At 68.0% G+C, this 16,225-nt stretch carries 13 protein-coding genes; 2 read left to right on the forward strand and 11 right to left on the reverse strand.

Annotation, left to right across the window (positions count from 1 at the left end):
* Positions 1–60 precede the first annotated feature (60 nt).
* Entirely contained in the window at positions 61–672 is a 612-nt protein-coding gene (locus C1930_RS20255; protein ID WP_159093595.1) for a hypothetical protein, read from the forward strand.
* A gap of 77 nt (positions 673–749) precedes the next feature.
* Here C1930_RS20255 and C1930_RS10845 read toward each other — a convergent pair whose 3' ends face one another.
* The 11 genes from C1930_RS10845 to C1930_RS10890 form a co-directional block, all read right to left on the reverse strand.
* The gene (locus C1930_RS10845) at positions 750–3,980 is read right to left on the reverse strand and encodes a YadA-like family protein (protein ID WP_108771717.1); all 3,231 of its coding nucleotides are present in this window, start codon (positions 3,978–3,980) and stop codon (positions 750–752) included.
* 195 nt (positions 3,981–4,175) lie between these two features.
* On the reverse strand, positions 4,176–7,484 hold the full coding sequence (locus C1930_RS20540; protein ID WP_108771718.1) for an ESPR-type extended signal peptide-containing protein: 3,309 nt from the start codon (positions 7,482–7,484) through the stop codon (positions 4,176–4,178).
* Between the two features lie 170 nt (positions 7,485–7,654).
* On the reverse strand, positions 7,655–8,143 hold the full coding sequence (locus tag C1930_RS10855; RefSeq protein WP_108771719.1) for a type 1 fimbrial protein: 489 nt from the start codon (positions 8,141–8,143) through the stop codon (positions 7,655–7,657).
* Between the two features lie 9 nt (positions 8,144–8,152).
* Positions 8,153–8,632: a fimbrial protein gene (locus C1930_RS10860; RefSeq protein ID WP_108771720.1), complete on the reverse strand. Its 480-nt coding sequence runs from the start codon at positions 8,630–8,632 to the stop codon at positions 8,153–8,155.
* A 9-nt stretch (positions 8,633–8,641) separates the two neighbouring features.
* Positions 8,642–9,130: a fimbrial protein gene (locus tag C1930_RS10865; protein ID WP_159093596.1), complete on the reverse strand. Its 489-nt coding sequence runs from the start codon at positions 9,128–9,130 to the stop codon at positions 8,642–8,644.
* Position 9,131: 1 nt separating this feature from the next.
* The gene (locus C1930_RS10870) at positions 9,132–10,205 is read right to left on the reverse strand and encodes a fimbrial protein (RefSeq protein WP_108771722.1); all 1,074 of its coding nucleotides are present in this window, start codon (positions 10,203–10,205) and stop codon (positions 9,132–9,134) included.
* Complete coding sequence (locus C1930_RS10875; protein WP_108771723.1) at positions 10,202–12,880, reverse strand: fimbria/pilus outer membrane usher protein; 2,679 nt, start codon at positions 12,878–12,880, stop codon at positions 10,202–10,204. The genes C1930_RS10870 and C1930_RS10875 overlap by 4 nt, the downstream gene beginning before the upstream one ends.
* A gap of 18 nt (positions 12,881–12,898) precedes the next feature.
* Positions 12,899–13,639: a molecular chaperone gene (locus tag C1930_RS10880; protein ID WP_199912352.1), complete on the reverse strand. Its 741-nt coding sequence runs from the start codon at positions 13,637–13,639 to the stop codon at positions 12,899–12,901.
* 64 nt (positions 13,640–13,703) lie between these two features.
* Complete coding sequence (locus C1930_RS10885) at positions 13,704–14,267, reverse strand: fimbrial protein (RefSeq protein WP_108771724.1); 564 nt, start codon at positions 14,265–14,267, stop codon at positions 13,704–13,706.
* A 228-nt stretch (positions 14,268–14,495) separates the two neighbouring features.
* The gene (locus C1930_RS20290; RefSeq protein ID WP_159093597.1) at positions 14,496–14,660 is read right to left on the reverse strand and encodes a hypothetical protein; all 165 of its coding nucleotides are present in this window, start codon (positions 14,658–14,660) and stop codon (positions 14,496–14,498) included.
* 98 nt (positions 14,661–14,758) lie between these two features.
* Complete coding sequence (locus tag C1930_RS10890) at positions 14,759–15,448, reverse strand: response regulator transcription factor (RefSeq protein ID WP_108771725.1); 690 nt, start codon at positions 15,446–15,448, stop codon at positions 14,759–14,761.
* Here C1930_RS10890 and C1930_RS10895 point away from each other — a divergent pair.
* Positions 15,447–16,220, forward strand: a complete 774-nt coding sequence (locus C1930_RS10895; RefSeq protein WP_234412642.1) for a response regulator — start codon at positions 15,447–15,449, stop codon at positions 16,218–16,220. The genes C1930_RS10890 and C1930_RS10895 overlap by 2 nt on opposite strands.
* The last annotated feature ends 5 nt before the right edge of the window (positions 16,221–16,225 follow it).

Below are 16,225 nucleotides of genomic sequence, written 5' to 3' on the forward strand. Positions count from 1 at the left end.
AATTCAGCGAACGGCCGCAACACCTAGCATCGCCGCTGACTCTTGCTTCCGGAGGCACCCATGCGTGCCCAACCTCGGCGCTGCGCACTGCTTGCGCTGGCCTGCAGCGCGGCATTGCTCGTGACCGCACACCTCGCTTCCGATGCTGATCCCACGCCCATCGTGCGCGCCGCACTGCAGCGTGACGACCTGCTGTGCCTGGGGCTCACACAATGGCCGCTCGATGTCGTCCAGGAAGGCCCACAGGCCCGCCAGGCGGCCGCACTGGCTGCGCTTGGATTGCTGCTTTCCGAAGAGATGGAGCTGGATCCATTGGCGGACGGCCATCGGGTCATGGGTATCCGCTATGTTCCAACGGACGCTGCCACCCCATATCTGCATACGCGCAGCATCGAACAACCCACGCTGATGGGCACCGAGGCGCGCGCCCTGCAGGACATCTGCTGGGGCCGCAAGGCGTTGGATGCCGTCACCGAGTGGACAACGACCACGCCGCCGTTCGCGCGCGGTCGCGCGGTGTACAGCTACCACCTTGAACTGGCGCCGTGGGCTACGCACCCCCGTGTGCTTGAAGCGTTCCCCGGTATTGGCCACGCACGATCCCAGGCCTCACACCCAGCGATTCTGTACCTGCAGCAGGACAGTCGCGGCTGGCGCGCCGTGCCCGAATAAGCCACACAGCGCATGCACCGAAACGCAGAACAGCGCCCGAGGGCGCTGTTCTGCGTTTTTCCTCAATGTGTCTGGACTCAGTCGAACGCCATGCCAAAGCCAATGTTGAACAACGCTTGGTCACCCCGCGACATGGCCACACCGGCATTGAGGTTGAATCGACCGGACCGGCTCCAGCGCGACACACCCAGCGCGAAGGCCGATTCCCCCCGGTAGGTCGCCGTGCCCAGGTTCAGTGTCACTTTCCCCGGCAGGTTAGGCGTGACCTGCACCAGCGCCGCCGAGGCAGCGATACCGCGATTGATCTGTCGCGACATATTCGACGCCTGTGCGCCAATGGCCTGCTCCATCGCTTCAACGCGCTGGTCGGTGTAACGATTCACCGACGCCATCTGCTCCTGCAGCTGCGCCACGTTGACCGCGTCGGTATCGGCGCTGCCAGCGGCAACATGGGCAATCTGGCGCTCGCCCCCGGCGTGCCCGACCGACACGCTGTCAGCGCGATCGGCGATGGCATCGGAACCGAGCGCCACGCTGTTGTCTGCACTCGCCTGTGCGCCGGAACCGGCTGCCACGGCGCCCTGGCCCGTGGCTTCAGCCGGCGCACCATTGGCCACCAGCGCCTCGTTGCCGGTAGCGCCGTAGTACGGAAGATCCGCCCCCGCACCACCGCCCGGTTGGCCTTCCAGCACCCCGACACGATCCTGCAGTCCATCCAACTGGCGGCCGATGCCTTCGCCAATGGCCGACAACTGGCCACCATTGACCACCTCGCGGCTGCCCAGCTGTACGCGACCGTCGGCGACGTTGGCCAGCACGGTGCCTGCGGCCCCACCGAACATCACCTGGCTGCGATCGCTGCCCGCCACATAGCCAACCGTCTCCATGACATCACCATTGTCGCCCACCAGCCCCGCCTGCTTCAGCTGGCGCAGATTGATGGCGTCGGTGTCGTCGCTCGCATCGGCCACGTGGGTGATCTGGCGCTCGGCACCATCACGCCCGATCGATACGGCGTTGGCACGGTCGGCCACCGACCCTGCGCCCAGTGCAATGGAACCGTCCACAGAAGCCTGTGCGCCCTGACCCAACGCGATGGCCCCGGCACCTTCAGCCTGCGCAGACGCACCGATGGCCAGCGCCCCACCGCCGCTGATCGAGGCATCGTCGCTGCCATCACCACGGCCATCGACCTTCAGATAGCGGCTGTCCTCTGGCTGCGCCATCGACAGGCCGTCCTGCATCTGTGCCAGGGTCACTGCATCGGTCGCGTCATCGGCAGCCGCCAGGCCCTTCAACTGCCGCGCACCCGTCGACCCTGTCAGGTCGACCACGCTACCGGCACGGCCGGCCGCCACGGCAATGTCGCCGCTGGCGGCATCCTGGCGTACCAGGCCTGCGTCGCCGTCGTTCCACGCATCGATCTGGCGCTGCGTGTCCAGCACGTCGTCTTCGGTATGGGTGACCCGCTGGTCCAACAGCTGCAGCTGCCCGTCCACTGCACCCAGCGCGGAACCCGCATCGTGGAAACGGCTGCCCTGCACGACATAGGTCGGGCCTGTCACGATACCGGTGGCCGCGTCCACCTGCGCACCGCCACCGAGGGCGGCGACCGTGGCCTGCAACTGCTGCAGGTTGACCACATCGGTCGCGTCAGTGCCGTTGGCCACGTTGATCAACTGGCGCGTACCCACAGTGCCGCCGCCAAGGGACAGCACCTGGTCGCGATCCGCAACCGAGCCGGCGCCCAGCGCCACCGCGTTCTCACCGTTGGCGCGCGCGCCGGCACCGATGGCGACGCTGTCCTGCCCGGCCGCACGCGCGTCGGCACCCACGGCCAGTGAATGTTGACCGCCCGCTGCGGCCGCACTGCCCAGCGCCGTGCTGCCGGTAGCGCCGGTGGTCGCGGGCGTATCGACATCACCGGCTGCTGCCTGGAAGTAGCGCTGGGCAACCACCATATCGCTGCCCAGATCGACCAGTCCGGCACGCTGCGCGCGGTCTTCCGCATCCAGTGCGTGCAGTGCGTCACCGGTGCTGTGCACGGTGGTACCCAGCACATTGAAGTCCGGTGCCCGCAACGTGCCATCTGCAGCCACGCCTGCGCCAGCGCCCAGCGCCGTCGCCACACTGGCCACGGCGGCGTCGGCCTGCGCCTTGTTGATGGCCTCGTCGCCGGCGGCCGCATCGGCAACACCGCCCAGACGGCGGGCATCCGCCGTTCCAGCCATGCCAATGGCGGCGCCATCACGATCCGCGCCGACGGTCAGGTCGGCGCCGGCCGTGGCCTGCTGGACCATGCCGATGGTGCCCTGGCTGACACGCGTGTGCAGATCATTCACCGACACTTCGACGCTGGACAGGCCGCCGTCCAGCCCGGTGAGCGCGCTGCCGATGCTGGTATGGGTTCCGCCGTGGGCGAGATCGAAGCCGGGGGCGATGACAGTGCCGTCGGCCGACAACGCACCACCGGTCGCCTGCAGAAGTCCCTGCAGCTGCTGCACGCTGACCGCGTCATTGTCCTGGGTGCCATCGGCCATGTTCTCGATGCCACGGCGTGCCGTGGTTGAACCCAGGGCAACCGTGGCGTTGCCGCGGCTGACCGAACCGGCGCCGATGGCAACACTGTTGGCGTGCGTCGCACGGGCACCTGCGCCGATCGCGGAGGAATACTGCCCGCTGGCCGTCGCTGCACGGCCGAGAGCGATGCCGCGCTCGCCCGTGGCCACCGCCGCTGAACCCAATGCGGTTACCACCGTACCGGCGCCATTGGCCTGGAAGCCGATCGCGGTCGCGTTCCAGGTGGTGCGGGTGCTGGCGCCCAGCGAGGTCGCGCCGCTGGTACCCGAGCCGTTCTGGCTGTCGGACGTGGCACCGTAGCCGATCGAGACGGCGTTGGTGCCGGCGGCCAGCGTGTTGCTGCCCAGTGCGATGGCACCGTTGTTGGCGCCATTGCTGGCCGGTCGTGCAACGGCATTGCTGCCGATGGCAATCATGTTGATACCGTTGACGCTGGCGGCCGTGGCGTTGCTGCCGGCGTTGACCACCAGCAGGCTGTCATCGGTTGCGGCCAGCGGCAGGACGCCACGCAGCGCAGTCGGGTCCACGCAGGCCCCCTGCTGCAGTTCGTCCAGCGCATTGCACAGTGCCTGCTGGATTTCGTTGGCCAGCACGTTCGGAGCAATCATCGCGAGCAGTACGGCGGCAACGCCCGCGCACATGCGACGGCGACGGCCCTGGGCCAGTTCCGAGGCGACGACCCACTTGCCGGTGGCCGCGTTCCAGACAATGCGATAGATGCAGTTCATGGTCGTTCTCCGAGGGCGGGACGCCCGTTGGGGGTAGGCAGCAGGTCGTTGCAGCCATGACTGGATGCTAGGCAAGCGCCCCCCGCTGGCGTATCGGACGCGGCCTAAAGCGCGCCCGGATACACCCGTGGAATGGTTTGTGATTCAGCAGGTTGCGGCGGGGTGCGCGCTGAACTCGCGCACCCCGCGCCGGTCTCAGTCGCCCAGCACCACGCCGACGCCCATGCGGAAGATCGGCTTGTCGCCGCGCGCCATGGACGCGCCACCGTTGACATTGACGCGCCCGTTGTCGCTCCAGCGCGACACGCCCACGCCCATCGCCGTTTCGCTGCGGTAATTGGCCAGGTTGGCGTTGATCGTGGTCTTGCCCGGCAGGTACGGCGTCATCGGTGCCAGCGCAGCGGCTGCGGCGATGCCCCGGTTGGCCTGGCGGTTGACCTGGTCCAGGCGCTGCTCCATGCCGCTCCAGGCATCCTGCACACGCTCGTCGGCATACGCCTTGGCGTCGTGCACACCCTGTTGCAGCTGGCCCACGTTCACCGCATCGGTGGCCTGCACGCCGGCCGCCACGTGGGTGATCTGGCGCACGCCGCCTTCGCGGCCGACCGACACGCTGTTGTCGCGGTCGGCCAACGAACCGGCACCCAGCGCAACGCTGTTGTCAGCTCGGGCCTCTGCACCGGCACCCGCCGCCACGCTGCCCTGGCCGACGGCCTGGGCCGGGTTGTCACCGGCCTGATCGCCGGGCTGCGGATTCGCACCGTAGTACGGCGGATTGCCGCCGCTGCCACCGCCGGCATCGCCGGCTTCCAGGGCACCGACGCGGCCATCCAGCTCGCCGATGCGGCCCTGCAGCTGGTCGCGCAGCGCGGCCAGCTGGCCACCGTTCACGGCCTCGCGGCTGCCTGCACCCACACGACCATCGGCCACGTTGGACAGTACGGTGCCATTGGCGCCGCCGAAGGTGACCTGTGCACGCTGGCTGCCGGCATCGTAGGTCACCGCATCCAGCATCTGCCCCCCATCGCCGACCAGCCCGGCCGCCTTCAGCTGGCGCAGGTTCACCGCATCGGTATCCTCGCTGCCATCGGCCACATGGGTGATCTGGCGTTCGGCACCGGCCGCACCGACCGACACGCTGTTGGCGCGATCGGCAACGGCGCCCGCGCCCAGCGCCACGCTGTTGTCAGCCTGTGCCACCGCACCCTGGCCCAATGCCACGCTGCCCGCACCATTGGCCTGGGCCGATGCACCTACCGCCATCGCGCCCTGCCCGTTGGCCTGCGCATCATCACTGCCATCGCCTGCACCATCCACCCGCACATAGCGGTTGCCGGTGGCGCGAAGGTCATCGACGGCCGAGGCCAGCTGGCCCAGGTTCACCGCATCATTGGCGTCGGTGCCCGCGGCCACGCCCTTGAGCTGGCGTTCGCCGTCGGTACCGCGCAGGTCCACCACGGCGCCACCGGTACCGGCACCGATCGTCACAGCGGCGTCCGCGGCCGCCTGCTGCACCAGGCCGGCTTCGCCATTGCCCAGTTCCACCAGCTGCTGACGCAACTGGGTGATATCGCCTTCGTTGCGGGTCACGCGGCCGTCGATCACGGTCAGGCCACCATCCACCGAAGACAGCGCATCGCCCACGTTGTCGAAGGTCTGGCCCTGCACGCTGTACTGCGGGCCGGTCACCGTGCCAGTCGACGCGTTGTGCGCGGCGCCGCCGCCTAGGCCATCGATGACCGGACGCAGCTGCTGCACGTTCACCGCATCCGCCGCGTCGGTGCCGTTGGCCACGTTGATGACCTGGCGGGTGCCGTTACCGCCCATGCCCCAGCCAACCGACACGACGTTGTCGCGGTCTGCTACCGCCTCGGCACCCAGCGCCACCGAATTCTCACCCGTGGCGCGCGCATTCGCACCGAGGGCAATCGCACCGTCACCATTGCTCGCGCGCGCGCCCCAGCCGATTGCCACGCCGTGTTCAGCGCTGGCGGCGGCACTGGCACCCGCAGCGATGCTGCCCGAACCCGTTGCAGCCGCCTCGTCGGCCACGCCCGAACCGTCCGCCTTGAAATAGCGGCTGCCTGCATCCAGTGCGTCGCGCAGGTCGGCCAGGTCCTGGCCGGTGCCGCCGACACGGCCGTCCAGCGCCGTCAATGCATCGCCCACGTTGCCGTAGTTGCTGCCACCCACGGTGTAGGTGGGTGCACCGATGCGCCCCTGCGCATCGGCAACGCTGCCACCGCCAAGCGCATCGGCCACCGACGCCGAAGATGCCTGCAGCTGCGCCAGCGTCACGGCTTCGTCGGCCGAGGCGGCATCGGCCACGCCACGGAGGCGACGCGCCCCGGCAGTGCCACTGAAGTCCACCGCCGCACCGTCGGTGCTGGCGCCCACGGTCAACTCGGCACCCGGTGCCGCCTGCTGCACCAGGCCCACGGTGCCGTTGTCCAGCGAAGTGCTCAACTGGTTCAGGGTCGTGGTGGTGGTGGTCAGGCCATCGTCCAGCGCTTCCAGCGCGCTGCCAACGGTGGTGTGGGTGCCGCCATGGCCGAGCACGTAGCTGGGCGCAGTGATGCTGCCGTTGGCGGCAACGTCGGCGCCGCCGCCCAGCGCCTGCACGCCCGCCCGCAGCTGCTGCACGATCACCGCATCATTGGCCTGCGTACCCGCGGCGACATTGACGACCTGGCGGCGCAGCGTGCCGCTGCCGACCGACACCGTATTGGCGCGGTTGGCGACCGACGCACGGCCGATCGCCACCGCACCGGCAGCCGTGACCTGCGACGAGCCACCGAGGGCGACGCCGCCTTCGGCGCTGACCGAACTGTTGTCACCCATTGCCACTGCTTCGGAAGCGCTGCCGCGCGCACCGCGGCCCACGGCCACCGCCCCCGAGCCGCTGGCATTGGTGTTGTAGCCCACGGCCACGCTGTTCCAGCCGCCGGCGTTGGCATTGGCGCCCACGGCCAGCGAGCCTGCCGCGCCCTGTGCGTTCTGGCTGTTGGCGCTGGCGCCCATGCCGATGGCCACCGCATTGTTGCCCTGGGTGCTGGCGTTGGCGCCCATCGCGATGGCGTTGTCGGCGTTGCCGTCCGCATCGGCCAACGCGCGTGCGTTGTTGCCGATGGCGATCGCGCCCACCCCTGCGGCCGTGGCGGCGGCACCCGAGCCATTCACCTTCACATACTGGTCGTCGACGGCGGCCTGCACACCGATGGTGCGGGCCTGCGGCGACACCCCGGCGCCAGCGTCGGCATCGGCATCGGGCGCGACGCAGCGGCCCTGCGCATCGAGCACGCCCGGCTGGCCCTGGGCCAGGACACAGGTGGTGCCGTTGTCCTCGGCCGCCCACAGCGGCACGGCGAGCGTCAGCAGGCCCAGCGCAGCAAGTGCGCGTGCAGCCCCCTTGGTGCCCTTCTTGCTGCGGCCCGTGGCCAGTTCCGAGGCGACCACCCACTTGCCGATGGCCGCATTCCAGACAATCCGATAGATGCTGTTCATGAAATTCTCCGTAGGCGAAGTGCCTGGTTGGTCGAACGGGTCGAAAGGCGGCCAGGGCCGCGTCCACGGGGAAAATCGTAGGAAAGACAAGGCCCGGGCCGAATCGGACCGGGCCTAATTGCGGTGTGGCGTGGCAAACGCGTGGGCGGCGTTCAGCGCAATGAGGAGGGCTAGTTGTAGGTCATCGAGACCGTGATCGGCCGGCTGACCGTACCCGCGGACACTGCGGCCGCACTCTGTACGAACCGCGCGCGGAACGCATGAGTGCCGGCCGCAGTGGTCATCTGCGTCCATCCTCCCGGCCGCAGGCGTGCCCCGCTGCTGGTGCGCTGCAGCTCAATGCCGATGCCGGCCACGCCCTGGAACAGGGTCGCATCGTTGACGTCGGCACTGCCGTCGAAGTGCAGCCCGACGCGGGTGATCAACGGATCGCACTGGCTGACCACCACGTTGATGTTCTGGAACGGCGTAGTGAACGCACCGGTGAACTGGGTCGACTGGTAGGTGCCAAGGTCGACGTCGGCCACGGCGATCCGGCATACCCCGGGCAGGATGGTGCCGGTGACGTTGAAATTGGTGGTGGTGGCGGTCTGTGCCTGCGCGGCAGCAGCGCACAGCAACAGGCCGGACATCAGCAACAGGGAGCGGAAACGACGCATGGCGGGCCCTCAGTTGTAGGACAGCGAGACGGTGATCGGCCGGGTCACCCGGCCCGCCCCCACGCTGGCGGCAGACTGCAGGAAGCGCGCACGGAACGGATAGCTGCCGGCTGCGGTCACGTACTGCGTGCGGCTTCCCGGCGGAATCGGCACGGGCGTGCTGCCAACCACACGCACCAGCTCGATGCCCACCCCCTTCACGCCCTGGAACAGCTGAGCGTTGTCGGCGTCGGCGCTGCCGTCGAAGGTCATCGCCACGCGCGTCACCAGCGGGTCGCAATCGCTGACCGTGCCGTTGAAATCCACGTAGGGCGTGCCAAAGCTTCCGGTGAACAGGGTCGCCGAATGCGAGCCCAGATCGACATCGGGGAACGAAACGCGGCAGGCACCGGGCAGGATTTCGCCGGAGACGGAAAAGGGTTGGCTGTCCTGTGCCTGCACGTTCGCAGTGGCCAGGGCCAGCATCAGCACAACGGTCGAACGATGCATGGTGGTTTCTCAGTTGTAGGTGACCTGGACGGTCACCGGGGTACGAAGGGTGCCGGCCGATACCGTGCCGGTACGGATCAGCTGCGCGTAGAGCAGATAGCCACCGGCCGCCGAGCCGCTGGTGTACCAGTCGAATCCAGGCTGGTTGGGCGCCAGCGTCTGCCGCCCCGATGTGTACAGATGCACGGCCAGGCCGCGCACGCCGCCGTTGGCGGGCACCGCAAAGTAGCGCGCATCACTGCTGTCGGCATTGCCGGCCAGACGCACATGCAGCACCCGCAGGTCGGCGGCGCAGCTGCTGCGGTTGAGTACGAAGCTGACCGCGGGCGAGCTGGGGTTGCTGCTGAAGTACGGCGCCTCGAAGGTGCCCACGTCGACATCGGCCACGCTGAACTGGCAGGTGCCCGGCTGGAAGCGTCCGCTGAAGCGCACGGTCAGGTCCGCTGCCTGCAGCGGGAGCGCGGACAGCAGCAGCGCGATGGCGAGCAGCAGGCGCATCTCAGTTGTACTCCAGGGTGATCGTGGCAGCACCGTTGGCCTGCCCCGACGATGCGGCGGCATTCAGCCGGTAGTAGCGTGCCCGCAGCATCAGCGTGTACTGCGCGTTGTTGACCTCGGTCAGTGCCAGGCCGGAATCGCGCATGGCATTGAAGCCCACCGAGTCCTGGGTCTGCGTACCGATCTGGATTCCGATGCCGGTTGCGGTCAAGTTGACCCCGTCGTCCTGCAGCGCCATGACCGATTGGGTGCGATCGGCCACGGCCGTGACCGGATCGACCCGGAAGCGGATGCTGTTGTCGACCCGTCCGTTGGCGGTCTGCACGGTCCCGGTGGTCAGGTGGCCGCGGTAGCGGCCGAAGAACGCGGGGCAGTTGCGCAGCACCACCGGCACGTTCACCCAGCCGGTGCCGCTGCCGACCGTGGGAATCTCGCTCATCTGATGCGTTCCCAGGTCGATCGGCACGTCACTGGTCGAGCAGGTGCGCGAGACGATGCTCAGGTTGCCCTGCACGCGGCCGCTCCACAGCAGCACGTTGCGGTTGACCCCGGTCATGCGGTACTCGAACTGCGGCAGGTTGGCGCCGGTCACGGTTCCCGCACTGATGGGGCCGATCTTGATCAGGCTAACGTCGTAGGACTGCATCGGCCAGTACTGGAAGACAGTGGGTGGCTGCACCTGGGTGTCACCTTCGGTGACGATGGGAAAGCCGCTGCCGTTGAACCACACTGCCACGCCGACGCCCGGCACGTTGGTTTCATACACCGTGCCGTAGCGCGGGTGCACGTAGCCGGACGCGCGGTAAGGCAGCGAGGTGTACTGGCGGATGCGGTCAAGCCGTCCTGCGGTGCAGTTGACCAGATTGCTGGGGCCGGCATAGTAGGTCGCCCGGAAGATCTCGGTCCCCACCGACACGTCGGGGCCGACCGTGATCGAGCCGTTGAGATTGGCGATGTTGACCAGCGCGCTGTTGCCATCGGCCATCCGGCAGTTCTGCGCGGACGCCGAGCTGCTGGCCCAGGCGAGCGCCAGGACTGCCAGCAGCAGGCGAATCACGAATTGAAAGGCGTTCACGGAGCGTTCTCCAGCGCGGCCAGCGGTGGCGGCGCAGCGGGGTGCGAATTCGCGGTGGGCGTCGGTCGCAGGCAGCGTCCGTCAATCACGGTGTAGCCATCGGTGGAACGGGCAGCGGGAATCTGCACCTGCAGCACGCACTGCTGGTCCGCGCCGGTGCCCCACTGCACCTGCACCGGTCCGGAGTCCTGCAGGCCGCTCAACAGCAGGCGACTGCCCTGCCCGACCATGCCGACGTTGCTGCCGGCCGCATCGGTGGCCTCGGCGCCGAACGGCAGCGGCCGGCCGTCCTCGGTGCGCGCATCGACCATCAGGCCGTGGCTGCTGCGGGTGCTGAAATCCAGCCGCACCATCGCACCGGCACGCGGCGCGACGCTGCGTGCAGTCTCCTGCAGTTCCACATTGAAACCGGTGCCCTTCGGATCGATCGAGATGGTGTTCAGCTGGTAAGGCGTCAGGAACGGCACCACCGCATAGCCTCGCTTGTCCAGCCGCGCGCCTCCCCCGTTCTCGATGCGCGCGCCCGTCGCACCGGCCGCGTGTACCAACGCCACCGTGTCACCCAGCGGCGGCGACAGGGTCAGTCCGTCGCCGTGCAGCACCGCGCCGCCGGAGGCGCCCAGGCCCAGCTGCGTGTAGCTGCTGCCGTTGCTGATGCTGGCCGCCCACTGTCCGCGTGCGCCGCGATAGCCGGTATTGAGATCAACACTGTTGCTGCCCGCGATGCGCGACAGGGTCGCGCCATAACTGAAACGGTCATCCAGCGAGGAGATTCCGTTGGTCGACAGCTGGGTGGCAGGTTCGCCGTTGCGGCTGCGGGTATGCATCAGGTTGCCCAGCGGGGCCCGTGCCGAGCGGCCCAGCGGCAGCGACACCATCAGCATCAGTCGATTGTCCACGCGGGCGTCCTGCGCACGTGCCACTGGCAGATCCGCACCCGGCACGCGGTCCTGCAGGTAGCCGCGGCCGAAATCGATCGAATCGCGGGTGCGCTGGAAATTCAGGCTGTAGCTCAGCGATTTCCACTGGTTGCTGTAGCCGATGCTCAGATCCAACTGGCGACCCGGCGCGTTCCAGAAATCGCGACGGGTTCCGATGACGAACAGCTGTCCGCCGCGCTCGCCCAGCTGCTGGTTCATGCTCAGGTCCATGCGGTTACGCTGCCGCGCCACGCTGTCGGCGTCCTGGTCGCGGGCGCGGGCATCGCGCAGCGAGGCCCAGTCGCGCAGGCTCACGTAGTCGCGCGTGGCATAGCGGTACGCGGCCACGGCGAAGCTGGTGCCGGTGCGCACCACGTTACGGTTGTAGGCGAGCCGGAAGCTGCTGCCTGACATCACCGGCAGGCCCTGCACGGCGGTGCGCGCCAGCGAGACATCGGCCGCCAGGGCGCCCCACGCGGTATTGAAAGCGGCACCGGCCACCGCCGTGCGGTAGTCTTCGCCGGCCGACACGCCGCCGTAGGCGCTGAGCGCATTGTTGAGGCCTCGCTGGTACTGCAGCTGCAGCAGCCCCGGGGCATCGCTCAGGCCGTTCTCATCAACCTGGCCCAGGCCCGCGCTCCAACGCGACTGGCCCGGTCGCAGCAGCTGCGGTACCGCCGAATACGGCACGCTGAAGCGGCGCGAGCGGCCATCGGCCTCGCGCACTTCCACTTCCAGATCGCCGGCGTAGCCGGTCGGGTACAGATCGGTCAGCTCGAACGGGCCGGGTGCCACGCTGGCCTCGTGCAGCACCGCGCCGCGCTGGCGCACGATCACCCGCGCGTTGCTTTCGGCCACACCGCGCACGACCGGCGCGAAACCGCGCTGCGACTGCGGCAGCATCCGGTCATCGCTGCCCAGCAGTACGCCACGAAGGCGCACGCTCTCGAACAGGTCACCGGGGGTCGCGGTATCGCCCACGGTCAGCTGCGCCTTCCACGGCACGACGTCATGCTGCAGGTAAGCGGCACTGGAGCGGTAGCGTTGCGGCTGGCTGCCGCCGAGCGTCAGCGCACCCTGGTGCACCAGCTGCCAGCCAGCCACACGACCGCTGGCGTTGAGGCCGACGAAACCCGAATAGCGCGCACGACTGCCGTTGTTGTAGTGGTAGGCATTGGCGTTGTAGCCCACCGCCAGCGCCGGAATGCCCGCATCCCATTGGCTGGGATCGACATAGCCGCGTGCCTCATTGCGCAGGTACAGCTGGGGCACCTGCAGATCCAGGGTCTGTGTGCCAGCGTCGAAGACCGCCGTGGCGCCCGGAACCAGATCGCCCAGCGGCTCACAGTATTCGCCCTGCGGCCACGGCCGCAGCGGTGCCTGAGCCGGGTCGGCCAGCAGCCGCGAGGGTGCGATGCCATAACCCTGCAGGCGTTCGGCGTCCAGGCACAGGCGCGAGCTGCCATCCACCTCGCGATAGACGATATCGGTGCGTGCCTGCCATTGGCCATTGAGGCGGATGTCCCCACGGTAGGTTCCTGGCGCCACGTAGTCCGCCTGGGTGAAGCGCTCCAGGTCCAGCCGCGCCGAAGCGCCGACCGGCAGGAATGCGGCATCGAAGGACACTTCATCGTCTGCCGTCGACGCGGACGACGTCGTTGCACGGGCGAACAGGATGGCCGCCACCAGTATCGGCAGCCGGGCACGCAGCGGGCGGCAGGCGCCGTTGCCCGGCGCCCGGTTCGGGGCGTTCATCAGGAGGTTCTCCGGGGATCAGGGCTGCAGGGCCACCTGGGTCGGCACCAGCGCACCAAAATCATTGATCACGGTGACCGCGCCTTTCAGTTCACCCGGCGGACGTCCGCTCACCCCGTCGAGCAGGAACTCGGCCTGCGCGAACGGCGCGACCATGCCGCCTCCCTGGCTGCCCAGCTCCTTGCCTGCGACAAGCAGGCCGACGCTGGCGAAATTGACGTAGTACGGGGTCGGGTTATCGGCCCGCAGCAGCAGCCCCTTGGGCCCGGACTGCAACGACCACCGCAGCTTCTGGTGCGCCAGCACCGGCTCGCCCGTCAGGTTCGGCGGACGGTAGAAGACCTTGATGCGGGTGCGGAAGGCGAATTGCAGGATGTTGGCGCCGTTGCTGCCGGTCTTGGGCGGAATCTCCAGCATGTTGAGCCAGTACAGCGTTTCGCGGTCAGCGGCCAGCGCTGCACCGGTGAACATGATGCGCGCGGTCTGCTGCTTCTTCGGGTCCAGCCGGAACACCGGAGGCGCCACGGCGAACGGGGCACGGGCGGTATCGGGCGTCGACTGGTCGTCGCCATCATCCAGCCACACCTGGACCAGCGCTGCGCGCTCGCCCTCGTTCATGAATTTGAGGGTGACTTCCTTGTCCTGCGCGGGATAGACCACGCGGGTGCCACCAATCACCACCGATGCGTCGGCAGCCTGGGCGAACAAAGTGCCAATGGCGAGCGCGCCGGCACACAGCATGCGGTTGAAGGAAAGCATGGATCACCTCATGGATGAGGCCGGCCACAGGGCCGCCGGCATGCGCCGACGGCCCCGCGCGGCATCAGTTGTAGACAACCTTGTAGTTGACGTACGACTGCACGAAGCCGGGCGCAGCCGCGCCATTGACGGCGACGTACTGGCTGGCCATGTCAATCACGGCGGTGTTGTTGGCGATGGTCACCGGATCGGTCTTGAAGGACGGATCGCGCAGGTCCACCACGGCGTTCTTGTACAGCACCTGGATCTGGGTGTTGACGGCCGGCGCATTGGCTTCCTGGTTGCGCAGGTTGCCGTTGCCGGCGTCCACCTGGCCCGCAGTCGGGTCGAAGTACAGCTCGGCGATCTTGCCGTTCTGGCAGGTACCCTGGCCCGGGCCGCCAATGACCAGCTGGAACGGGTGCAGACCGGCGATGTCACCGGCGGCTGCCAGCTGGTTGGCCTGGACCGCGTCCATCGGCACGGTGATGTTGGTGGTGCCGATGGCACCTGCACCGCCGGAAATCGTGCAGGTCAGGTCGGTCACTTCGCCGGTGAACTCAATGATGCCCGAGCCGTAGGACTGGGCATTGGCGGCCGCAGCGGCCAGCAGCAGGGTTGCAGCGGAAGCAATCGGGAGGAGCTTCATGGTGTTGGATTCTTCTTCACAGGTGTGATCCGCGCGAGGCGGAGGAATGGCCCCGCCGCCGGGGAGAGCGGCGGGGCCGGGAACGGGCGGGACACCTGGGGAATAAGCGTCCTTCCCGGCAGGCCGGTTCATTGGCCTACGGGAGGAATGCTAGGAATCTAAGTCGATGGCCTCCATCGGACCCGGCCGAGATTTCGGCCACGGGCGCAGACCGCGCCTTACCCGGGATCACACGTCATCGCCATCGTCCTCGGCGGGCGCCTGCAGGTGCCAATGACGGCGTAGCTGGCTGCGGCGCTTCGGCGAGGCAAACAGGTAGTGGTTCAACAGTTCGAGGAAGTGCGCCTGCGCCGCTGCCGGCAGCCGGGTGAAGTGCAGCAGCAGGGTAGTCAATCGGGGGTCGTCTCGAACGGGCACGTCATCACCGCAGCAAGGGGTCCGTCTCCGAGCCTAGACATGGACGATGCCGGGTCCATCGGACCGGTCTTCAATCAGTCGGTGGATCCTTCACCGCCTGCGCCTGCGCGTGCGTTCTGTGACGCCTGCACAAGGCCATGCGTCAGCGCGTACTCGAAAATGTCCGCATCGCGCTGCAATCCAAGCTTGCGCATCGCTGCAACCTTCTGCGTACTGACGGTCTTGCGGCTGCGTCCAACGCGCTCGGCAATCTGCATCACGCTCAGCCCTTCGGCAAACATCCGCAGCACCTCCGACTCACGCTTCGACAGCCCTCCGGCCACCTGCACCTCACCCCGAAGGCCGTCCCCGGCGATCAGCCGCGCGATCTCCGCCGAGATGTAGGCCTGCCTGCAGCTGGCGGCGTGTACCGCTGGCACCAGCTGTTCAAGGGGGTCACTCTTGCTGACGATGCACGACACCCCGGCCCGCTGGATCGAGCGTAGCACCAAGGGGCTTTCCATGCCGGTCAGCACCACCAGGTGCAGGGCCGGGAAGCGGCGCTGCAGGAAGCGCAGCAGCGTGACGCCATCCCCGTAACGGCCGTTGGGCATCGAGAAATCACAGACCGCCACGTCGACGGCTGTACGGCTGAGCAGATCGACCAGTTCGGTGGAGTCCCGCACCAGCCCGACAACAGCCAGGCCCGGCACAGCCTGCAGCAGGTGTTCCATGCCGGCCAGCAGGACCGGATGGTCATCGGCCACAACGATGTTCAACGGCATGCTTGCTTCCTCCGGTGATGGCGCGCCGCACGGCCTGCCAGAGCAGGGGCGGCTGCCTTATAGTGGTCAACGCAAACTACGGCAATTTCTGTCGGCCTACTCAACAGGGTCTCCCATGTCCCATCCCGTCATACGCGTTGCCATCGCCGACGATCATCCGGTCATCCGCATGGGCATCGAAGCCGCCATCGACGAAGTACCTACCCTGTCCTGCATCGGCGCGGTGGGCGATTCCTCTGCGCTGGTCACGTTGCTCGAGCAGACCGCCTGCGACGTGGTGGTGACCGACTACGCGATGCCAGGCGGCGCCTTCGGTGACGGGTTGCAGCTGCTTGACCATCTGCGCACGCACTTTCCGGACCTGCGTCTGATCGTGATGACCGGCCTGGACCAGCCGGCGATGATCCAGGCGCTGCACGCCAGCGGCATCGACCACATCCTGAGCAAGGCCGACGACACCAGCCACGTGCCGGCGGCGATTGCGGCCGCTTGGGCCAACCGTCGCTACCTGTCGCCGTCGATCGCCCAGCTGCTCCCCACACGCAGGGCGCCACGTGCCACTGCGGCGCTTTCGCCGCGCGAGCACGAGGTGCTGGCGTTGTTCGTGTCGGGGCTTAGCATCAATGAAATCGCAGCCCGGCTGGACCGCCGCAAGCAGACGATCAGTACCCAGAAGACCGCAGGAATGGCCAAGCTCGGCATCGACAAGGATGCCGATCTGTTCAAGTTCGCCAGCGAGCTGGGGCTGCGCACCGCCAAGCCGGATACTTGATAGCG

It is taken from the genome of Stenotrophomonas sp. SAU14A_NAIMI4_8 (assembly GCF_003086695.1).
Taxonomy (GTDB): Bacteria; Pseudomonadota; Gammaproteobacteria; order Xanthomonadales; family Xanthomonadaceae; genus Stenotrophomonas.

What these genes read in the sequence shown, in the direction of transcription:
- C1930_RS10865 (WP_159093596.1), bottom strand. Translation starts at nt 9,130, where the DNA reads ATGCGCCTGCTGCTCGCCATCGCGCTGCTGCTGTCCGCGCTCCCGCTG.
- C1930_RS10860 (WP_108771720.1), bottom strand. Translation starts at nt 8,632, where the DNA reads ATGCATCGTTCGACCGTTGTGCTGATGCTGGCCCTGGCCACTGCGAAC.
- C1930_RS10890 (WP_108771725.1), bottom strand. Translation starts at nt 15,448, where the DNA reads ATGCCGTTGAACATCGTTGTGGCCGATGACCATCCGGTCCTGCTGGCC.
- C1930_RS10880 (WP_199912352.1), bottom strand. Translation starts at nt 13,639, where the DNA reads ATGCTTTCCTTCAACCGCATGCTGTGTGCCGGCGCGCTCGCCATTGGC.
- C1930_RS20255 (WP_159093595.1), top strand. Translation starts at nt 61, where the DNA reads ATGCGTGCCCAACCTCGGCGCTGCGCACTGCTTGCGCTGGCCTGCAGC.
- C1930_RS10855 (WP_108771719.1), bottom strand. Translation starts at nt 8,143, where the DNA reads ATGCGTCGTTTCCGCTCCCTGTTGCTGATGTCCGGCCTGTTGCTGTGC.
- C1930_RS20540 (WP_108771718.1), bottom strand. Translation starts at nt 7,484, where the DNA reads ATGAACAGCATCTATCGGATTGTCTGGAATGCGGCCATCGGCAAGTGG.
- C1930_RS10895 (WP_234412642.1), top strand. Translation starts at nt 15,447, where the DNA reads ATGCTTGCTTCCTCCGGTGATGGCGCGCCGCACGGCCTGCCAGAGCAG.
- C1930_RS10845 (WP_108771717.1), bottom strand. Translation starts at nt 3,980, where the DNA reads ATGAACTGCATCTATCGCATTGTCTGGAACGCGGCCACCGGCAAGTGG.
- C1930_RS10885 (WP_108771724.1), bottom strand. Translation starts at nt 14,267, where the DNA reads ATGAAGCTCCTCCCGATTGCTTCCGCTGCAACCCTGCTGCTGGCCGCT.
- C1930_RS10875 (WP_108771723.1), bottom strand. Translation starts at nt 12,880, where the DNA reads ATGAACGCCCCGAACCGGGCGCCGGGCAACGGCGCCTGCCGCCCGCTG.